An 18,081-nucleotide genomic window follows, 5' to 3' on the forward strand; every position below is an offset into this window, starting at 1 on the left:
AACACGCCTCGCTTTGTCGGCCAATGATATGCTGCCATCCGATGAACGATGCGCGTTCGAACTTGTCAGGAAGTGTCCCGCCCGGCCGCGGGCGCATGCAGATCGCATACGACGCGGCGTAACGGGCGGCAAACCGGCACTTTCCGCGGGCAGGCGCGCCGCACGACGGATCGCGTAACGGGCCTGCCGGCCGCCGGGGCAGCGGTTATGGTTCGTCGCGGTAACGACACCGCACATCGCCATCAATTGTTGTTGGCTGCGGCCTCTGCTGTTCGATTTTGTAGGATAGGCGCAGACGCGCAGTATTCGTGTTTGCAACGTTTGCCGCTTCACCCTATCCAGCTTCCGGGCGTTTCCGCCGGCGGCAGCTGGCATCGACGTCCGGGACCCGGGGGCGAGTGGCACGACCGCCAGGGGCTTTGCGCCGACATCCCGTGCCTAGGAGATCGCGATGCTCGGCCTGGCTGCCTTCCCGCTCCGGCGCATGCTCGCTGACCGGCGGGGGCTCAAGGCGATCGAGTATGCCATCCTTGCCGCCATTGCCGTTCTCGCCGTCGCGGGTCTCACCGGTCCGCTGGATGCACTGCTGACCGACGTCTACGACACCATGCTGTCGAAGGTCCCGACCTGACGGGTCGTCCCGCCCCACAGGGACACCGCCTTCCGCGCCGCGCCTGCAACGCCCTGGCACCCCGTGCCGGGGCGTCTTGCTTTTCCGGCCGCCTCTTCGCCGTGCCGCCGCGACCGGCTCGCCATGACATCGCGCCATGCTCACGCCCTGCGCGTTCGGAGGCCGCCATCGCGCCGCCGGCGCGCGAACCCGACACCAGGTGCGTCCCGGGCGATGATGCCCGCATCGCGTTCCTGCGCGGCGGCTCCTCCAGCCGCTCCCCGCCACAAGAGACCGTTTGAGCATGGCGGCTGCTGAACATCCGCAGGGAATTTTGCATCGCTGCGGCGGAAAAGACCCGCGGAGCCGACCCGCCCGGTGTTCTCGAACGGTCTCCCGGGCGGCTCCGGCCCCTTCCCGGCAAACTGCCCTTCATTGGCCGACATTGTAGTAAAACTGGCGCACAATGTTCGCGTCTGTCAGTCCATGTGCAGGGCTGTAGGAGACAATCCGAAACTCAACAAAGTTCCTGTCGCATTCCGGATCGAGGTCTGTTTTGACAACGCCGGGCCTGCATTTGGCATATGCGTGGGTCTCTGTAAACAGGCTGTTCGTTTTTGTAGGAATGGCCGCAACCAAGCGGATTTACGATTGCGTCGTTCCGCGCCACGGATAAATGATTGCCCCGGACGCGCTGCTCCGGATCACCGGTGTGGACGCCGATCCGGCCCGGCGGGCTTCTCCGCAGGGTCCGCCGACCTGCAACCGTGTTCCTCAATGGAGTGATCCCAATGCGTGACCTGATCATCGTCTCCGCCCAGCGTCTCCTCGGCGACAAGCGCGGCATCAGCGCGATCGAGTACGGCGTGCTCGGCGCCGTCGTCGTGGTGGCCGTGGCCGCCCTGGCCACCCCGCTCGGCACGCTGTTCACCGACGTGTTCGACAGCATCTCGGCGAAGGTCCCGGCCTGATCCAGGCCCGGAGCCGCGGCGGCCGGCCCGCCGCCGCCGCGGCTCCACCTTCTTCCCCTCACCCCCAGCCGGGACACGATCGCGATGATGCTCGCCACCACGGCGCTGCTCGCCACCACGGCCATCCTCGCCATCGCCGCCTGGTCCGATCTCGCCACGCGCACCATCCCTGACTGGTGCAGCCTCGCCCTGCTCGCGCTGGGCATCGCCGTGCGGCTCGCCGAAGGGCCGACCGCGGCGCTTTCCTCCCTCGCCATGGCCTTCATCATCGGCTGCGGCTTCCTGATCCTGCATGCCCGGGGGTTCATCGGCGGCGGCGACGTCAAGCTCATCGCTGCGCTGGCCGTCGGAACGGCCCCCTCCGCCCTGCCCGACCTGCTCTTCGCCATCGGCCTCGCCGGAGGTGCCCTCGGCGTCGCCTATCTCGTCATGTCGCGCTTCATGCCGAGGCCCGCGCTCCGCCCCAATGCCGCGCTGCCCATGCGCGTGGCCGTGGTGGAGGCGAACCGCATCGCGCGCCGTGGCCCCCTGCCCTACGCCCTCGCCATCGCCGCCGGCACCATCGCGGCTGGCCTCGGAGCATAGCCCCCATGACCTGGCGTCGTCTGGCCATCGTCCTTCTGCTGCTTGCCGCCGGCGGCCTCGGTGGCATCGCCATGCGCGGTCACCAGGCCACCCCCGTGACGGAAGCCTCCGCCGCGCCCGCGCCGCCGCCGCCGCAGGTCGTGGCGCGCGTGCTTGCCGCGGCGCGGCCGCTGCGTTCCGGCACGCTGCTGAACGAGGCGGACATCGCGGTTGTCGAAGTGCCGACGCCGCCGGTGGATTCGCTGCTGGCCACCGCCTCCGCGATCTCCGACTTCCGCGGCGCGCTGGTGCGGCGCTTCGTCCCGCCGGGCTCGCCGCTGACCCGCGACGACATCATGCATCCGGGGGAGCGCGGCTTCCTCGCCGCGGTTCTGCGCCAGGGCTATCGTGCGATCAGCATAGGCGTGGATGCCGTCACCGGCGCCGGCGGCCTGGTCGCCCCCGGCGACATCGTGGACCTGGTGCTGGTGCAGACGATGAACGCCAGCGAGGCGCCGGCCGCCCGCCGCGTGATCGCCGAGACGGTGCTGACCGGCATCCGCGTGATCGCGATCGACCAGCAGATCACCCAGGGCGGTCAGACCAGCGTGGTCGGCCAGCAGCGCGTGGCGCGCACCGTCACGCTGGAAGTCACGCCCGAGGCGGCCGAGCGCGTCGCCGTGGCCGAGCAGCTCGGCCGCCTCGCCGTCACGGTGCGCGCCGCGCTCGACGAGGAGAAGGACCTGCGCACCGCGATGCCGGTGTTCGGCGGCGACGTCTCCACCGCGCTCGGCAGTTCCGCCATTCCCACGCCCGCCCGGATGCGCGTCATCCAGGGCAATGACGCCCAGGAGGTCACCTTCCGGTGAAGCTGGTATCCCTGCCCCTTCTGGCGCTCGCGCTGGCTCCGGTCCAAGCGGAGGCGCTGGGCCTGGCCGGCCTTCGCGCCGGCGGCCTCCCCGGCGTGCAGCACGCCCGCCTCGGCGGCCATGCCGTCCTCTCCCTGCATGACGGCATCGCGCCGCTGGTCGCCACGCCAGTGCAGGCGACGATCCCGCCCGCGATCCCGCCGCGCAATTTCGCCCAGGCGCCGATGCGCCCGCTGCAGGACCGCACCGCGGCCGACCCCGCGCCGGCAGCGCCGCCGCCGCCCGTGCCGCTCCGGCTCGAGGCCGGGACAGGCCGTCTGCTGACGCTGCCCAGCGCGGCGACCACGGTGATCGCGGCCGATCCGCGCATCGCGCGCGTGCAGCCCTCCTCCCCCACCAGCGTCTTCATCATGGCGGTGGACAACGGCCGGACCACCGTCGTCGCGACCAACGATCTCGGCCGCCCCGTGGCCGAATTCGATGTGACCGTCCATGGCGGACGTGCCCAGGGCGAACGCGCCGAGCGCGATGGCCCGGCGCCGCCGCGCCCGCTGAACGCCGGCGCGATCGAATCGCAGATCCGTTCCCTGATGAGCGGGCCGGGCGCGGTGCGGGTGCGCGCCGCGGGCCGCACGCTGGTGCTCTCCGGCACCGTCTCCAATGCCGGCGAGGCACGGCGCATCGAGGCGATCGCGCGCGGCATGGCGAACCCCGACACGCAGATCATCAACGAGATCGGCGTGCTCTCCTCGATCCAGGTGAACATCCGGGTGCGCGTCGCCGAGATCTCGCGCGACCTGACGCGGCAATTCGGCTTCAACTGGCATGCGCTCGGCAACCCCGGGAACTGGGCCTATGGCCTGTCCACCGGCGTCGCCGCCGGCCCCATCGCCAGCGTGATCGGCGGCTCCATCGGCTCGGGCGTCGCCGGCGCCTCGCCGCAGCGCTTCGGCTTCGGCTTCAACGACGGCACCAACGACATCAACGGCATCGTCGATGCGCTGGCGGCCGACAACTTGGTGACGATCCTGGCCGAGCCGAACCTGACGGCGCAGTCGGGCGAGGTGGCGAGCTTCCTGGCCGGCGGCGAGTTCCCCATCCCGGTCGCGGGCAGCGGCACCAACGGGCAGGCGACCGTCACCATCGAGTTCAAGACCTTCGGCGTGAGCCTGGCCTTCGTGCCGATCGTGCTGGGCAACGACCGCCTGACGCTGCGCGTGCGCCCGGAGGTGAGCGAATTGTCCGACCAGGGCGCCATCAGCCTGCCGCTGGGCAACGGCACGATCCGCATCCCTGCCCTCGCGGTGCGCCGTGCCGAGACGACGATCGAGCTGGGCAGCGGGCAGAGCTTCGCGATCGCCGGCCTCCTGCAACGGAACACGGCTCAGCAGACCGAAGGCGTCAACGGCCTGACCGACATCCCCGTGCTGGGCGCGCTGTTCCGCTCCGACCGCTTCCAGCGGCGCGAGACGGAGCTGGTGATCATCGTGACGCCCTATCTGGTGCAGCCGGTCTCGAACCCGCAGGCGCTGACCGCGCCGACGGACAATTTCCGCCCGGCGACCAGCCTGGAGCGGATCCTGTTCAGCCGGCAGGTCTCTGCCATCCCGCCGGGCGCACCGATCCCGCCGGGCCTCGGCTTCCGGTTCGAGTGAGGTGGAACGACACATGCGAAAGCCGAAGCTTCTTCTCTGGCTGCCGCTGGCGCTCGCCACCGGCGGCTGCATAGACCCCGAGCCGTACACCCGGCCGGGCACCTGGCAGGCCACCGGCGCGAACGACGCCAACCTGCGCGCCATGGTGGTCGACCCCGCCCAGCTCACCCAGGGCGTCGCACCCGCCGTGCCCTCCACCGGCGAGGCGGCGGCTCTGGCCGCGGCCAGGCTGGGCGGGCCGCTGAGCGCGGGTGGCCAGGGCGGGGCGAATGCGGGTGCGCAACCAGTGAGGGGGATACCGGCCTTGCCGCCGCTATCGGGCAGCTATGTCAGCAACTAATCTCGCGACGCGCAGCAACGAGACCGGCGCGACGGACCGCATCGAGGTCCTCGCCTTTCTCTCCGACGAGCAGAGCGAGGCGGCGCTGCGCGGCGGCCTCGGCGCCATGGTGGAGGATTTGCAGGTCCGTCGCGGCGCGGTGGCCGCGGCGATCCGCGCGATGGAGCGCGAGCCGACGCCCAAGGTGCTGATCGTGGACGTCGCCGGCATGGAGGATCCCACGCCGCAGCTCGAGGCGCTGGCCTCGGTCTGCGAGCCGGATGTGCGCGTGCTGGTGGTGGGCGACCGCGACGACCTGCCGCTCTATCGCCGCCTGACGCACGACCTCGGCGTGCATGAGTACATCTACAAGCCTCTCACCCGCGACCACGTGGCACGGCTGTTCGGGCCAGCCATCGCCGGCGCGGTGGTGGAGCGCGAAACCAGCAGCCGCGGCGGGCGCGTGGTCTCCGTGCTGAATGCCCGCGGCGGGTCGGGCGCGACGACCGTCGCCGCGAACCTGGCGCTCGAGATCTCCAGCATCACGCGCAGCCATGTCGCGCTGGTGGACCTGCATCTGCGCGGCGGCACCATCGGCCTCTCGCTCGGCGTGAAGCCGGGCAGCGGCCTGCGCATCGCGCTGGAGCATCCCGACCGCGTGGACGCGCTGTTCCTGGAACGCGCGGCCATCCCGGTCGGCGACCGCGTGCGGGTGATCGCTGCGGAGGAGCCGATGGACGCGGCGCCGATGGCGAGCGCCGAGAGCGTCAAGCGGCTGCTGGAACTGCTTCGGCACCGCTTCAACACCATCGTGGTGGATCTGCGCTCGCCGCCCGGCGGGGTGGAGAAGGCGGTGCTGGCGCAGTCGCGCCAGGTTCTGGTGACCTTCGGCCCCGATGTCGCCGGCGTGCGCGATGCGCTGGCGCTGAAGCGGCTGGTGCTGGCGCAGGGCGCGGGCGCACACCCGCTGCTGGTGCTGAACCGCCTCGGCATCCCCGGCGGACTGACCCTGCCGCTGGTCGAGGAGGGTCTCGGTGGGCGGCCGGATTGCGTGCTGCCCTGGCAGCCCAAGCAGATCCTGCGCGCGCTGAACCTGGGCAAGCCGGCCAACGCGGCCTCCCCCGCGCTGAAGCGCGCGCTGGCGCCACTGGTGCGCGAGGTGTCCGGCACCGCGACCGAGCGGCGCCGCGGCGGGGGCGGCCTGTTCGGCTGGCTGCGCCGCGCATGAAGACCTTCGGGCGCCGTACCGAGGCCGCGCTGCGCGCGGTGCCGCTGCCGCCGCCCGAGGCGGAGGCGCCGCCGCCGGCGCCGCATGCCCCTGCCGCGAAACCGGCGGAGACGCCGGCGCCGCTGCAGGCGCTGCGCACCCAGGTGATGGAGCGGATCGACCCGCGCGCCGCGGTTGAGATGCCGCAGGCGCGCGTGCGCGAGCAGCTCGAGCGCCTGGTGCATGAGGTCGCCGGCGCGCAGCGCATCGAGATCTCCGCCACCGACCAGGCCCTGCTGGCGCAGGAGCTGGTGGACGACATGCTCGGCTTCGGCCCGATCGAGGAGCTGCTGCGCGACGACGGCATCAGCGACATCATGATCAACGGGCCGGAGAACATCTTCATCGAGAAGCGCGGCAAGCTGCAGCAGGTGAAGCTGAACTTCCGCAGCGCATCGCATGTCGCCTCGATCGCGCAGAAGATGGCCGCGACCGTCGGCCGGCGCGTGGACGAATCGAGCCCGCTGGTGGACTGCCGCCTGCCCGATGGCAGCCGCGTGAACGTGGTGTTCCCGCCGCTGGCGCTGGACGGCCCCTGCATCTCGATCCGCAAATTCTCCAAGCGCAAGGTCGATCTGCAGGGCATGGTCGAGCTCGGCAGCCTTTCCAACCCGATCGCGCGGGTGCTGGAGATCGCCTCCCGCTGCCGGCTGAACATCGTCGTCTCCGGCGGCACCGGCTCCGGCAAGACCACGATGATGAACGCGATGAGCCGCATGATCGACCATGGCGAGCGCATCGTCACCATCGAGGACGCGGCGGAGCTGCAGCTGCAGCAGCCGCATGTGGTGCGGCTGGAGACGCGCCCGATGAACCTCGAAGGCCGCGGCGAGATCACGCAGCGCGACCTGATCAAGAATGCGCTGCGCATGCGCCCCGATCGCATCATCGTCGGCGAGGTGCGCGGCGCCGAGGCCTTCGACATGCTGCAGGCCATGAACACCGGCCATGACGGCAGCTTCTGCACGATCCACGCCAACAACGCGCGCGACGGCATCACCCGCATCGAGAACATGGTGCAGATGGGCACCGTCAGCCTGCCGCTGCGCGCCATCCGCACGCAGATCGTCAGTGCGGTGGACGTGATCGTCCAGCTCGAGCGCATGCGCGACGGCAAGCGCCGCGTGCAGCAGGTGACCGAGGTCTGCGGCCTGGAAGGTGACGTGATCACGCTGAACGACCTGTTCACCTACGAGTTCGAGAGCGAGGACGCGCAGGGCAACCTGATCGGCCGCTGGGTCTCCTCCCGCGTGCGGCCGGGCTTCATGAACAAGCTGCGCTACTTCGGCCTGGACAGCGCCTTCGCTCAGGCGATGGAGATCGTCGCATGAACCCGCTGTTCGCCGCCGGCGCCGTGGTGCTGCTGCTCGCCGGGCTCGCGCTGCTGTTCAGCAACCGCGACGACCGCACGCTGAAGGAGCGGCTGGCCTTGCAGTCCGGCCGCGCGCAACTCCGTCGCGCCGTCGCCGAGCAATCGGTGATCGCGCGACCGGTGGCGCGGGGCGGCTTCGGCATGCGGATCTCCGGCTGGGTCGGCGTCGCGCCGGGCGTCCTGCCGATGCGGCGCATGCCCATCCCGATCGTTCTGGTGCTGGCCGGCACCGTGGGCGGTCTGGCGGCCTGGGGCGGCACCATGGTGGTCGGCGGTTTCCCGGCGGTGATCCTCGGCCTGGTCGGCGCGCTCGGCACGCTGCGCATGATCTTCCTGTGGGAGCTCGGCAAGCATCGCGACGAGGCGTTCCGGCAGATTCCGGACGCGATCGGGCTGATGGTCCGCGCGGTGCGCGCGGGCCTGCCGATCGGCGAGGCGGTGCGCAGCGTCGCGCGCGAGATGCCGGACCCGACACGCGCCGAGTTCCAGCGCCTGCTGGGCGAGACGGCGATCGGCACGCCGCTCGACAAGGCGCTGTGGGGCATCTACGAGCGCACCAACCTGCGCGAATACGCCTTCCTCTCGGTGGTCATCGGCCTGCAGTCGCAGACTGGCGGCAGCCTGGCGGAGGCGCTGGACAACATCGGCGACATCGTGCGCAAGCGCGTGGCGATGGCGGCGAAGGCGCAGGCGCTGGCAGGGCAGGCCAAGGCCTCAGCCGGCATCCTGGTGGCGCTGCCGCCCTTCGCCGGCACCGCCGTCTCCTTCATCAAGCCCGGCTATCTCGACGCGCTCTTCGTCGATTCCCGCGGCAACAGCCTGCTCACGACGGCTGTCGTGCTGCTCAGCATGGGCCTGCTCGTGATCCGGACCATGATCAAGCGGAGCACCTCGGAATGATCACCGTCACCAAGCGCCACGACGCCCGCATTTCCGCCGCCGGCCGGGCCGCGCGGGCGGCGATCCTGGTGCCCGAGGCCGATCTCGGCGTCGCGCAGCTGCGCGCCACGCGCGCGGCGCAGCGCCGCTGGCGGCTGAAGGCATTGGCCTGCCTGAAGCGGAAGACCCGATGAGCCCGCTCCTCGCCGGGCTGATCGCGGCCGGCCTTCTTGCGATCGTGGCGATCGCGCTGGCCGCCAACGAGCTCACCGAGCACCGCATGGCCGAGCGCGTGCGCCGCGCCGCCATCGGCGTCACGCCGGAGGCCGCGCCGAAGCGCAGCTTCGCCAGCATGGGCGCTTCCATGCTGCGCCTGCTCGATGTCAGCGGCCTGGTGCGCTTCATGGCTTCGCAGCAGGACCGGGTTCAGGTGGAGCGCACGCTGGTGCCGCTCGGCGTGCCCGCGACGATGGCGGCGCCGCTGCTGGTGGCGTTGAAGCTGGTCTTCCTGGTGGCCGGCCCGGCGGTCGCGATGGCCTACCATGCGGCCAACGGCTCCGGCGGCAGCCCGATGCTGCCGCTGCTGGTCGGCGCCGGCGTCGGCGTGCTGGCGCCGAACATGATCCTTTCGCAGCTGCGCAAGCGGCGTGTCGCCGCGCTGAACCGCGGCATGGCCGATACGCTGGACCTCCTGGTGGTCTGCGCCGAAGCTGGCCTTGGCCTGGAAAGCGCCATCGACCGCGTGGCGAACGACCTGCGCCGCGCCAACCCCGCGATGTCGCTGGAATTCGCCCAGCTCTCGCAGGAGATGCGGCTGATGCCCGACCGCAGCTCCGCCATGGAGCGCTTCGCGGAGCGCGCCGAGGTGGACGGCCTGCGCCGCGTCGCCGCCACGCTGTCCCAGGCGATGCGCTACGGCACGCCGCTCGGCACCGCGCTGCGCGCGCTCGCCGCCGATGAGCGCCAGGCACGGCTGATCCGCATGGAGGAAAAGGCCGCGCGGCTGCCCGCGCTGCTGGTGCTGCCGCTGATCCTGTTCATCCTGCCGCCCCTGTTCCTCGTGCTGGTCGGCCCTTCGATCCTCCAGCTCTTCGATGCCGTCGGAGCCATGCAATGATGCGCCGCCTCGCCACGCCGCTGATCGCCGTGCTGCTGCTCTCGGGCTGTGCCGGCGCGCAGCGCACCGCCTCCTCCCCCGATGTCGAGCGCCAGCTTCGCGTCGCCGCCGCGGCGGAACGCGGGGGCAATGCAGGCATGGCGCTGCAGGTCTATGCGAGCGCCTACCAGCAGCATCCCGACGACGCCGAGGTCGCCGCGCGCTACAGCAAGATGCTGCTGCAGAACGGGGACCCCGAGCGCGCCCGCGACGTGCTGGCCGAGGCGCGCCGCCGCAACCCGCGCGACCCGGTGCTGCTGCAGACCGAAGCGCGCGTGCTGCTGGAAGTCGGTCAGCCGCAGCAGGCGTTGGCGCTGTTCGACGAGCATCTGCGCTGGTCGCGCGCTGATGCGAAGTCGCTGAACGGCCGCGGCATCGCGCTCGACATGCTGGGCCGGCATGCGGAAGCGCGCGCCGCCTATCGCACGGCGCAGGCGGCCGATCCGCAGAACGCCGTGATCACCGGCAACCTGGCGCTGTCGCTGATGCTGACCGGCTGCACGGAAGGTGCCGAGGCGGTGCTGGCGTCCACGCCGCGCAGCGTCGCCACCTCCGGCTGGATCAACCAGATCCGCGGCACCGCGCCGGGCTTCGGCGCGCTGCGCGGCAGCGCCGGCGGCGATCCCTGCGCGGGCCTAAGCTGAGCCCGGCCCGCGCTTCGGCAGCCCGCGGCCGCTGACCACGGCTTCGGCGCCGAAGCGCGCACGCAGCGCATCCACCGCCTGCCACTTCGCCGCCCGCCGCGCCGAATCGGGGTCTGCCAGGTCCGGCAGGTCGGCGGTGTCGCCCGCCACCAGCGGCTGCGCGCCGATGCCGATCAGGCGGAACGCCGCGCCCGTCGCCTCCTTCGCCAGCAGCGGCTGCACCGCGCGGAACAGCGTCTCCGGCAGGCGTGTGGCGCGCGCCAGGCGAGCGTGGCGGCTGCGCGTCTCGAAGCCGGCGGTCTTGAGCTTCAGCACGACGCCGCCGGCGGCGAGGTCCTTCTCCTTCAGCCGGCGGGCCAGCTTCTCGCACATCCTCCACAGCGGGCGTTCCAGCTCGGCCAGGGTGCGCAGATCGGTGTCGAAGGTGGTTTCGGCCGAGATGGACTTCGCCTCGCGATCCGGTGTGACGCGCCGCGCATCCTCGCCGCGGGCACGTGCGACCAGGCCCGGGCCTTCCTCGCCGAAGCGCCGGGCCGCCTCACGCGGGTCGAGCAGCGCAAGCTGGCCGAGCCGGGTGAAGCCCGCCCCTTCCAGGCGCCGGGCGAGCGCAGGCCCGACACCGGGCAGCAGCCCGACGGGCTTGTCGGCGAGCCACTCCGCCGCCTCGCTGCCCAGCACGGCGAAGCCGCGCGGCTTGTCGCGCTCGGCCGCGAGCTTCGCCAGCAGCCGGTTGCGCGCCAGGCCGATCGATACGGTGATGCCGATCTCCCGCTCCACCTGCCGCGCGAAGCGCGCGAGCACGACGGCCGGCGGCGCCTTGTGCAGCGTCGCGGTGCCCGAGAGGTCGAGCGCGGCTTCGTCGATGGACAGCGGCTGCACCAGCGGCGTCAGCGCCTCCATCAGCGCGCGCACCTGGCGTGCGGCGGCGACGTATTTCGCCATGTCCGGCTTGATCACCACGGCGTCCGGGCAGGCGGCCAGCGCCTTGAACATCGGCATCGCACTGCGCACCCCGCGGGTGCGCGCGACGTAGCAGGCCGCCGAGACCACGCCGCGCTTGCCGCCGCCGACGATCACCGGCTTCGTCAGCAGTTCCGGCCGGTCGCGCTTCTCGACCGAGGCGTAGAAGGCATCGCAATCGACATGCGCGACCGAGAGGGCGAACAATTCGTCATGCGCCACCACGCGCCGTGAGCCGCAGGCCGGGCATGCGGCGAAGGCGGCTGCGGCGGCGTGATCGCAATCGCGGCAGAGCGCCGGCATGTCAGGCGCGCCGCCGCACCAGCGGCATCAGCGCGAAGGCCGCCATGAGCGTCAGGCCGATGCGGCCATCCGGCGTGCGCACCCGTTGCGCCCAGAACGCGCGCCCACCGAGCAGCGCGTCCAGCGCGCTTTCCGCCGCCACCAGCAGCAGCAGGGCGACGATTCCCATCGTCAAGCGTGCGGCGGGGGTGGGCGGGACATCGAGCATCCGCGCGGCCCAGGGGGCGACGACGATCATGGCCCCGAGCATCGGCACTGCCTCCACCAGGATGGCGCCAACCGCGCCGATGCGCGGCTCCAGCACCAGGATGCGGAACGGGCCGAGCAGGAAGCCCAGGCCGAACAGCACGGCGAAATACAACGCGCCCGCCGCTGCCGCCCCGGCCATGCTCACCCGGTCCGCCGTGCGGCCTTCAGCACGAAGGCGTAGACCTCGTCCACGTTGCTGGTGATGAGGTCGGCGCCGAGGGCACGTTCCTCGCCGCGATGCGCCATCGCCCAGCGCGCGGCGTGGATCACCACCGGCAGCGCGGGATGCTCGGCGCGGATCGCCCGCAGCAGGGTCAGCCCGGCCTCCTCGTCCGGCGGGCGCGCCATGTCGGTGATCACCAGGTCGAACCGCGCCTCCCGCAGGGCCGCAAGCCCCGCTTCCGTGCTGGTCCGTTCCGTCACCTCGATGCCCAGTTCGCGGAAGGCGGTGACGAGCAGGCGGTTGTTGGCGGGGTTGTCGTCCACCCAGAGCAGGCGCAGCGCCTTGGTGCCCGTGCCGCTGGCCACCAGCCCGGCTGCGGCGGCGCCGGCAATATTGCGCACGATCTGCTCCTGCGCAGCGCCATCCGCAGCGGGTTCGCCCGCCCGCTGGGCGGAAGCGGCGATGGCGGCGGCGGCGGCGGAGCTGGCGATGCGGGTGATCTCCACCCCGGTCGGCCCAACCTTCACCGTGGTCTGGCCGGCATCGGCCGGCTTCACCAGCGCCGCGACCGCGTCATGGAAGCGCCAGGCGACGAACAGCACCACGGCGGGCCAGGCCAGCGCCTCGATCAGCTTGATGAGCTGTTCCATCAGCCGCCCCCGTCCCACAGCCGCGCGGCGCCCAGCACGCCGGAACTGTCGCCATGCATGGCTTGCCGCACCGGGGTGGAGAAGGCGTCGGAGAAGACGTGGCGGGGGATCAGCCCGGGCAGCACCGTATAGAGATGCACCATGTTGGACAGGCCTCCACCCAGCACGATCACCTCGGGATCGACGATGTTAACGATGGCGGCCAGCGCCCGGGCGAGCCGGTCCGCATGGCGGTCCAGCGCGCCCCGTGCCGTCGCGTCACCGGCGGCGGCGCGGGCGGGCAGCGCGCTCGCGTCGCGCGCGCCAGGACCATCCGCATCGGCGGCGAGGCCCGGTCCCGAAAGAAACGTCTCGAGACAGCCGCGCTGTCCGCACCAGCAGCGCGGGCCGGGATGTTCCGCTGCCGTCATCCAGGGCAGCGGATTGTGGCCCCATTCGCCCGCCACACGGTTGCGTCCTTCGACCAGCCGCCCGTTCACCACGAGACCCCCGCCGCAACCGGTGCCAAGGATCACCGCGAAGACGCTGCCGAAGCCGGCGCCGGCGCCATCCGCCGCCTCGCTCATCGCAAGGCAGTTCGCATCGTTGGACAGCCGCACCGGACGGTCCAGGCGGGCGGCGAGGTCGGCGCCGAGCGGCCTGCCGTTCAGCCAGGTGGAATTGGCGCCGCGGATCAGCCGGGTCTCTGGGTTCTCGCTGCCGGGGATGCCGATGCCGAGGCTGCCCCGCGCCCCGAGCTCGGCCTCCGCGCCCTCGACAAGGCCGGCGATGGCGGCGATCCCGGCCGCATAGTCGCGCGGCGTGGCGACGCGGCGGCGCAGCCGCACCGTGCCGGACGAGTCCAGCGCGGCGACCTCGATCTTGGTCCCGCCTAGATCCACACCGATGCGCCAATCCATGCCCCGACAGTCGCGCGGCCGGCACCCGGCAGGCAAGCGCCTTGCCCCGCGGGGTCGGCGGTGCTGGACTCCGCGGCATGGGAGATACGCTGCTCGACGTGCAGGGGCTCACCTGCCCGCTGCCGGTGCTGAAGGCCAACAAGGCGCTCCGCAGCCTTCCGGCCGGGGCAAGGTTGACCGTGCTCGCCACCGACCCCGCCAGCGTGAAGGATTTCCGGGCCTATACGCAGGAGACCGGGCATGCGCTGGTCGCCTTCAGCGAGGAGAAGGGCGTCTACCGCTTCACCCTGAAGAAGCGGGAGGAGCCGACGTGACTGTCCTGCTGTTTTCCCACCGCGCCTGCCTGCATCACGACATGGGGCCGCATCATCCGGAATGCCCGGACCGGCTGCGCGCCGTGCTGCGGGCGCTCGACAGCGAGGAATTCTCGGACCTCATCCGCGATGAGGCGCCGCAGGCGACGGTGGAGCAGCTGATCCGTGTGCACCCGGCGCAGTATGTGGACGCGATCCTCGGCATCCGACCGGAGCCGGACGACATCGTGCAGCTCGATGCCGATACCGCCATGAACTGGGGCAGCGCCGAGGCCGCCTTGCGCGCCGCGGGCGCGGCCGTGGCCGGGGTGGATGCGGTGTGCCGGGCCGAGGTGCGCCGCGTCTTCTGCGCGGTGCGCCCGCCCGGCCACCATGCCGAGCCGGCGCGGCCGATGGGCTTCTGCTTCTTCGCCAATGCCGCCGTCGCCGCCCGCCACGCCCAGGCGATGCACGGCCTGACGCGGATCGCCGTGGTGGATTTCGACGTGCATCACGGCAACGGCACCCAGGCCTGCTTCGAGGCTGACGCAACCCTGTTCTACGCCAGCTCCCACCAGTCGCCCTGCTATCCGGGCACGGGCGACGCCAGCGAGACCGGCGTCGGCAACATCGTGAACGCGCCGTTGCCGCCCGGCGCCGATGGCGCGGCGTTCCGCTCGGCATGGCAGGACACGCTGCTGCCCGCGCTGGACCGCTTCGCACCGGAATTGCTGGTGATTTCCGCCGGCTTCGACGCGCATGCGCGCGACCCGCTGGCACAATTGCGCGTGCGCGAGGCCGATTTCGCCTGGCTCAGCGAGGAGCTGTGCCGCCTGGCGGACCGCCACTGCGAAGGCCGGCTCGTCAGCCTGCTGGAGGGCGGCTACGACCTGGACGCGCTGGCGAGTTCCGCCGCGGCGCATGTGCGGGCGCTGATGCGGGCCTGACGCCCGGTTGCCGCCCCCAGCTGCGCCCCTTATCCCGGTATGCGGCGCAAGGCTGTTTTGCGGCGGCTCCTCCCCTCGGACAGCCCTGCGGTTTTTCATGGCCCACCGGCCGGGATTGGTGCATCATGTCAAGAATGGTTGACACTCCGACCACAGAAGCGTCTCGTCCGGTTGACACGCTGTCCTTCGAGGAAGCCTTGCAGGAACTGGAGGGGATCGTCCGCGAGTTGGAGGCCGGCCAGGGCCGGCTGGAGACGGCCGTCGCGCAGTACGAGCGCGGCGCCGCCCTCCGCCGGCATTGCGAGGCGCTGCTCGCAGAAGCGGAACAGAAGGTCCAGGCCATTGTCGATTCGCCCGGCGGCCCGACATTGCGGGACGCCGGCTGATGTCAGAAACACTCGCCCCGCTCGACGGCCTTTCGGCCGCCCTGCCCGCCGCCGCGGCGGAGGTCGAGGTGGCACTGGACACCCTGCTGCCGCCGCCGGAGGGCGCGGAATCGCGCCTGTTCGAGGCGATGCGCTACGCCGCCATGGGCGGCGGCAAGCGCATGCGCGGCTTCCTGGTGTTGGAGGGCGCGGCGCAGTTCGGCGTCTCCCGCGCCGCGGCGCTGCGCGTCGCGGCGGCGATCGAGATGCTGCACGCCTATTCGCTGGTGCATGACGATCTGCCCGCGATGGACGATGACGATCTCCGCCGCGGCAAGCCGACGGCGCACCGCGCCTTCGACGAGGCGACCGCCATCCTGGCCGGCGACGCGCTGCAGGCCCGCGCCTTCGAGGTGCTGGCCGAGGAGGACACGCATTCCGATCCCGCCGTGCGCGCCGAGCTGGTGCGCTGCCTGGCGCGCGCCGCGGGCGCGCGGGGCATGTGCGGCGGGCAGATGCTGGACATGCTCGCGGAGGAATCGGACCAACCGCTGGACGAGCCCGCCATCGGCCGGCTGCAGTTGCTCAAGACCGGGCGGCTGATCGAGTTCTCGGCCGAGGCCGGCGCCATCCTCGGCAAGGCGCCGTCCGCACAGCGCCAAGCGCTCGCCGCCTATGGGCGCGAGCTCGGCGCCGCCTTCCAGATCGCCGACGACCTGCTGGATGCCACCGCGAGCGCGGAACAGACCGGCAAGCGCACCGGCAAGGACGCCGAGGCCGGCAAGGCCACGCTGGTCTCGCTGCTGGGCGTGGAGCGCGCGCGGCTGCAGGCGGAACGCCTGGTGGAACAGGCCATCAACCATCTCGACAGTTTCGGCGAGCGCGCGGATCTGCTGCGCGCGCTCGCCGCCTACACGGTGCAAAGGAAGAGTTGACCATGGCACCTCCCGCCACGCCGCTTCTCGATCGCGTCCGCATCCCGGCCGACCTGCGCAATTTCTCCGCCGAGCAGCTCAAGCAGTTGGCCGCGGAGCTGAGGGCGGAGACGATCGACGCGGTGTCGGTGACGGGCGGGCATCTCGGCGCCTCGCTCGGCGTGGTGGAGCTGACCGTCGCGATCCATGCGATCTTCGAGACGCCGCGCGACCGGCTGATCTGGGATGTCGGCCATCAGGCCTATCCCCACAAGATCCTGACCGGGCGGCGCGACCGCATCCGCACGCTGCGCACGGAAGGCGGCCTGTCCGGCTTCACGCGGCGGAGCGAGAGCGAATACGATCCCTTCGGCGCGGCGCATTCCTCCACCTCGATCAGCGCCGGCCTCGGCATGGCGGTGGCGCGCGACCTGAAAGGCGATACGCGCAACGTCGTCGCGGTGATCGGCGACGGATCGATGTCCGCCGGCATGGCCTATGAGGCGATGAACAACGCGGGCGCCCTGAAGTCGCGGCTGATCGTCATCCTCAACGACAACGACATGTCCATCGCGCCGCCGGTGGGCGCGATGAGCGCCTATCTGTCGAAGGTGGTGTCCTCGCGTCCTTTCCTGAACGTGCGCGAGATGATGGCCAAGCTGGCCAAGCGCTTCCCGCGCCCGATCGAGCGCACCGCGCGCAAGGCCGAGGAGTTTGCGCGCGGCCTGCTGACCGGCGGCACGCTGTTCGAGGAGATGGGCTTCTACTATGTCGGCCCGATCGACGGGCACGACCTGGACCACCTTCTGCCGATCCTGCGCAACCTGCGCGACGCCGAGGACGACGTGCAGCCGATCCTGCTGCATGTGGTGACACAGAAGGGCAAGGGCTACGCGCCGGCCGAGGCCAGCGCCGACAAGTATCATGGCGTCCAGAAGTTCAACGTCATCACCGGCGAGCAGCAGAAGGCCCCGCCCGGCCCGCCCGCCTACCAGAAGGTCTTCGCGCAGGCGCTGATCGCGGAAGCCGAGGTGGACGAACGGATTGTCGCGGTGAATGCCGCGATGCCCTCCGGCACCAGCCTCGACCTGTTCGCGAAGCGCTTCCCGAAGCGCTGCTTCGACGTCGGCATCGCCGAGCAGCATGCGGTGACCTTCGCGGCCGGCATGGCAACGGAAGGCCTCAAGCCCTTCTGCGCGATCTATTCCACCTTCCTGCAGCGCGCCTATGACCAGGTGGTGCACGACGTGGTGCTGCAGGGGCTGCCGGTGCGCTTCGCGATGGATCGCGCGGGGCTGGTCGGCGCCGATGGCGCGACGCATGCGGGCAGCTTCGACATCGCCTATCTCGGCTGCCTGCCCGGCGTCGTGCTGATGGCGGCGGCGGATGAGGCGGAGCTCGCGCATATCGTCGCCACCGCGGCGGCGATCGACGATGCGCCTTCCGCATTCCGCTATCCCCGTGGCGAGGGCACGGGCATCGCCGTGCCGGCGCGCGGCACGCCGCTCGAGATCGGGCGCGGGCGCGTGCTGCGGGAGGGCACGAGCATCGCCATCCTCTCCTACGGCACGCGGCTGGCCGAAGCGATGAAGGCGGCCGACGAGCTTGCCGCGCAGGGGCTTTCGGCGACGGTGGCCGATGCGCGCTTCGCCAAGCCGCTGGACACGGCGCTGGTGGAGCGGCTGGCGCGTGAGCACGAGGTGCTGATCACGGTCGAGGAAGGCAGCGTCGGCGGCTTCGGCAGCCTGGTGGCGCAACACCTGGCCTGGCAGGGGCTGCTGGATGGCGGGCTGAAGTTCCGCCCGATGACGCTGCCGGACCGCTTCCTGGACCATGCCGCGCCGAAGGTGCAGTACGACTGGGCCGGGCTGAATGCGAAGCACATCGTCGCGGCGGCGGTGGCGGCGCTGGGCGTGCCGATGGCGCAGCCGGCGCGGGCGTAGCGCGGGCTCCGACGCGCCCTTCCAGGGCGCCCCCGCACCCCGGCCCTCCCCCGTGAACGGGGGAGGGAGTAGGGATGCGTGGACGGGAG

The 18,081-nt window shown here is 71.6% G+C and carries 21 protein-coding genes; 17 read left to right on the forward strand and 4 right to left on the reverse strand.

Going from position 1 to position 18,081, the window contains the following annotated elements:
- Positions 1 to 451 precede the first annotated feature (451 nt).
- The 12 genes from E4T13_RS12980 to E4T13_RS13030 all read left to right on the forward strand — a co-directional run bounded on the left by E4T13_RS12980 (position 452) and on the right by E4T13_RS13030 (position 10,306).
- Entirely contained in the window at positions 452 to 631 is a 180-nt protein-coding gene (locus E4T13_RS12980; RefSeq protein ID WP_137178719.1) for a Flp family type IVb pilin, read from the forward strand.
- 770 nt (positions 632 to 1,401) lie between these two features.
- A complete protein-coding gene (locus E4T13_RS12985; protein WP_137178720.1) occupies positions 1,402 to 1,581 on the forward strand; it encodes a Flp family type IVb pilin in 180 nt (59 codons plus the stop codon).
- An 84-nt stretch (positions 1,582 to 1,665) separates the two neighbouring features.
- Complete coding sequence (locus tag E4T13_RS12990) at positions 1,666 to 2,166, forward strand: prepilin peptidase (protein WP_137178721.1); 501 nt, start codon at positions 1,666 to 1,668, stop codon at positions 2,164 to 2,166.
- A 5-nt stretch (positions 2,167 to 2,171) separates the two neighbouring features.
- Entirely contained in the window at positions 2,172 to 3,014 is an 843-nt protein-coding gene (cpaB, locus tag E4T13_RS12995; protein ID WP_137178722.1) for a Flp pilus assembly protein CpaB, read from the forward strand.
- Positions 3,011 to 4,669 carry a type II and III secretion system protein family protein gene (locus E4T13_RS13000; protein ID WP_137178723.1) on the forward strand — a complete coding sequence of 553 codons (1,659 nt, stop codon included), beginning with the start codon at positions 3,011 to 3,013 and terminating at the stop codon, positions 4,667 to 4,669. Before cpaB ends, E4T13_RS13000 begins: the two co-directional genes overlap by 4 nt.
- Before the next feature lie 13 nt (positions 4,670 to 4,682).
- Complete coding sequence (locus tag E4T13_RS13005) at positions 4,683 to 5,009, forward strand: hypothetical protein (protein WP_137178724.1); 327 nt, start codon at positions 4,683 to 4,685, stop codon at positions 5,007 to 5,009.
- A complete protein-coding gene (locus E4T13_RS13010) occupies positions 4,996 to 6,216 on the forward strand; it encodes a pilus assembly protein CpaE (protein ID WP_137178725.1) in 1,221 nt (406 codons plus the stop codon). The genes E4T13_RS13005 and E4T13_RS13010 overlap by 14 nt, the downstream gene beginning before the upstream one ends.
- Positions 6,213 to 7,586: a CpaF family protein gene (locus E4T13_RS13015; RefSeq protein WP_137178726.1), complete on the forward strand. Its 1,374-nt coding sequence runs from the start codon at positions 6,213 to 6,215 to the stop codon at positions 7,584 to 7,586. Before E4T13_RS13010 ends, E4T13_RS13015 begins: the two co-directional genes overlap by 4 nt.
- Positions 7,583 to 8,527, forward strand: coding sequence for a type II secretion system F family protein (locus tag E4T13_RS13020; protein WP_137178727.1), 945 nt, complete (start codon positions 7,583 to 7,585; stop codon positions 8,525 to 8,527). The genes E4T13_RS13015 and E4T13_RS13020 overlap by 4 nt, the downstream gene beginning before the upstream one ends.
- Positions 8,524 to 8,700, forward strand: a complete 177-nt coding sequence (locus E4T13_RS29905; protein WP_170984977.1) for a hypothetical protein — start codon at positions 8,524 to 8,526, stop codon at positions 8,698 to 8,700. The genes E4T13_RS13020 and E4T13_RS29905 overlap by 4 nt, the downstream gene beginning before the upstream one ends.
- Positions 8,697 to 9,623, forward strand: a complete 927-nt coding sequence (locus tag E4T13_RS13025) for a type II secretion system F family protein (RefSeq protein WP_137178728.1) — start codon at positions 8,697 to 8,699, stop codon at positions 9,621 to 9,623. Before E4T13_RS29905 ends, E4T13_RS13025 begins: the two co-directional genes overlap by 4 nt.
- Positions 9,620 to 10,306, forward strand: a complete 687-nt coding sequence (locus E4T13_RS13030) for a tetratricopeptide repeat protein (RefSeq protein WP_137178729.1) — start codon at positions 9,620 to 9,622, stop codon at positions 10,304 to 10,306. The genes E4T13_RS13025 and E4T13_RS13030 overlap by 4 nt, the downstream gene beginning before the upstream one ends.
- On the opposite strand, the gene E4T13_RS13035 is transcribed toward E4T13_RS13030, so the two are convergent.
- The 4 genes from E4T13_RS13035 to E4T13_RS13050 are packed head-to-tail and all read right to left on the reverse strand — an operon-like array spanning position 10,298 to position 13,530.
- On the reverse strand, positions 10,298 to 11,569 hold the full coding sequence (locus E4T13_RS13035) for a DNA polymerase IV (RefSeq protein WP_137178730.1): 1,272 nt from the start codon (positions 11,567 to 11,569) through the stop codon (positions 10,298 to 10,300). The two genes, E4T13_RS13030 and E4T13_RS13035, sit on opposite strands and share 9 nt — an antisense overlap.
- Position 11,570: 1 nt before the next feature.
- Positions 11,571 to 11,957 carry a hypothetical protein gene (locus E4T13_RS13040; RefSeq protein ID WP_137178731.1) on the reverse strand — a complete coding sequence of 129 codons (387 nt, stop codon included), beginning with the start codon at positions 11,955 to 11,957 and terminating at the stop codon, positions 11,571 to 11,573.
- A 2-nt stretch (positions 11,958 to 11,959) separates the two neighbouring features.
- Positions 11,960 to 12,631: a response regulator gene (locus E4T13_RS13045; RefSeq protein WP_137178732.1), complete on the reverse strand. Its 672-nt coding sequence runs from the start codon at positions 12,629 to 12,631 to the stop codon at positions 11,960 to 11,962.
- On the reverse strand, positions 12,631 to 13,530 hold the full coding sequence (locus E4T13_RS13050) for an ROK family protein (protein WP_137178733.1): 900 nt from the start codon (positions 13,528 to 13,530) through the stop codon (positions 12,631 to 12,633). Before E4T13_RS13050 ends, E4T13_RS13045 begins: the two co-directional genes overlap by 1 nt.
- Positions 13,531 to 13,607: 77 nt before the next feature.
- On the opposite strand from E4T13_RS13050, the gene E4T13_RS13055 reads away from it, so the two are divergent.
- The 5 genes from E4T13_RS13055 (at position 13,608) to dxs (ending at position 17,992) form a co-directional block, all read left to right on the forward strand.
- Entirely contained in the window at positions 13,608 to 13,844 is a 237-nt protein-coding gene (locus E4T13_RS13055; protein ID WP_137178734.1) for a sulfurtransferase TusA family protein, read from the forward strand.
- On the forward strand, positions 13,841 to 14,770 hold the full coding sequence (locus E4T13_RS13060) for a histone deacetylase family protein (RefSeq protein WP_137178735.1): 930 nt from the start codon (positions 13,841 to 13,843) through the stop codon (positions 14,768 to 14,770). Before E4T13_RS13055 ends, E4T13_RS13060 begins: the two co-directional genes overlap by 4 nt.
- Positions 14,771 to 14,904: 134 nt before the next feature.
- Complete coding sequence (locus E4T13_RS13065; RefSeq protein ID WP_137178736.1) at positions 14,905 to 15,156, forward strand: exodeoxyribonuclease VII small subunit; 252 nt, start codon at positions 14,905 to 14,907, stop codon at positions 15,154 to 15,156.
- Positions 15,156 to 16,070 (forward strand): polyprenyl synthetase family protein, encoded by a 915-nt coding sequence (locus tag E4T13_RS13070; RefSeq protein ID WP_137178737.1) that lies wholly within the window; start codon positions 15,156 to 15,158, stop codon positions 16,068 to 16,070. The genes E4T13_RS13065 and E4T13_RS13070 overlap by 1 nt, the downstream gene beginning before the upstream one ends.
- A gap of 2 nt (positions 16,071 to 16,072) precedes the next feature.
- The gene (gene dxs / locus E4T13_RS13075) at positions 16,073 to 17,992 is read left to right on the forward strand and encodes a 1-deoxy-D-xylulose-5-phosphate synthase (protein ID WP_137178738.1); all 1,920 of its coding nucleotides are present in this window, start codon (positions 16,073 to 16,075) and stop codon (positions 17,990 to 17,992) included.
- Positions 17,993 to 18,081: the final 89 nt, after the last annotated feature.

The organism is Roseomonas sp. AR75, from assembly GCF_005222815.1.
In the GTDB taxonomy this organism is placed as follows: domain Bacteria; phylum Pseudomonadota; class Alphaproteobacteria; order Acetobacterales; family Acetobacteraceae; genus Falsiroseomonas.

Coding starts and splice junctions, on each gene's coding strand:
- E4T13_RS12990 (WP_137178721.1), top strand. CDS start 1,666: ATGATGCTCGCCACCACGGCGCTGCTCGCCACCACGGCCATCCTCGCC.
- E4T13_RS13035 (WP_137178730.1), bottom strand. CDS start 11,569: ATGCCGGCGCTCTGCCGCGATTGCGATCACGCCGCCGCAGCCGCCTTC.
- E4T13_RS13015 (WP_137178726.1), top strand. CDS start 6,213: ATGAAGACCTTCGGGCGCCGTACCGAGGCCGCGCTGCGCGCGGTGCCG.
- E4T13_RS13010 (WP_137178725.1), top strand. CDS start 4,996: ATGTCAGCAACTAATCTCGCGACGCGCAGCAACGAGACCGGCGCGACG.
- E4T13_RS13045 (WP_137178732.1), bottom strand. CDS start 12,631: ATGGAACAGCTCATCAAGCTGATCGAGGCGCTGGCCTGGCCCGCCGTG.
- E4T13_RS13050 (WP_137178733.1), bottom strand. CDS start 13,530: ATGGATTGGCGCATCGGTGTGGATCTAGGCGGGACCAAGATCGAGGTC.
- E4T13_RS13005 (WP_137178724.1), top strand. CDS start 4,683: ATGCGAAAGCCGAAGCTTCTTCTCTGGCTGCCGCTGGCGCTCGCCACC.
- E4T13_RS12985 (WP_137178720.1), top strand. CDS start 1,402: ATGCGTGACCTGATCATCGTCTCCGCCCAGCGTCTCCTCGGCGACAAG.
- E4T13_RS13040 (WP_137178731.1), bottom strand. CDS start 11,957: ATGGCCGGGGCGGCAGCGGCGGGCGCGTTGTATTTCGCCGTGCTGTTC.
- E4T13_RS13065 (WP_137178736.1), top strand. CDS start 14,905: ATGGTTGACACTCCGACCACAGAAGCGTCTCGTCCGGTTGACACGCTG.
- dxs (WP_137178738.1), top strand. CDS start 16,073: ATGGCACCTCCCGCCACGCCGCTTCTCGATCGCGTCCGCATCCCGGCC.
- E4T13_RS13055 (WP_137178734.1), top strand. CDS start 13,608: ATGGGAGATACGCTGCTCGACGTGCAGGGGCTCACCTGCCCGCTGCCG.
- E4T13_RS12980 (WP_137178719.1), top strand. CDS start 452: ATGCTCGGCCTGGCTGCCTTCCCGCTCCGGCGCATGCTCGCTGACCGG.
- E4T13_RS13025 (WP_137178728.1), top strand. CDS start 8,697: ATGAGCCCGCTCCTCGCCGGGCTGATCGCGGCCGGCCTTCTTGCGATC.
- E4T13_RS13070 (WP_137178737.1), top strand. CDS start 15,156: ATGTCAGAAACACTCGCCCCGCTCGACGGCCTTTCGGCCGCCCTGCCC.
- cpaB (WP_137178722.1), top strand. CDS start 2,172: ATGACCTGGCGTCGTCTGGCCATCGTCCTTCTGCTGCTTGCCGCCGGC.
- E4T13_RS13030 (WP_137178729.1), top strand. CDS start 9,620: ATGATGCGCCGCCTCGCCACGCCGCTGATCGCCGTGCTGCTGCTCTCG.
- E4T13_RS29905 (WP_170984977.1), top strand. CDS start 8,524: ATGATCACCGTCACCAAGCGCCACGACGCCCGCATTTCCGCCGCCGGC.
- E4T13_RS13020 (WP_137178727.1), top strand. CDS start 7,583: ATGAACCCGCTGTTCGCCGCCGGCGCCGTGGTGCTGCTGCTCGCCGGG.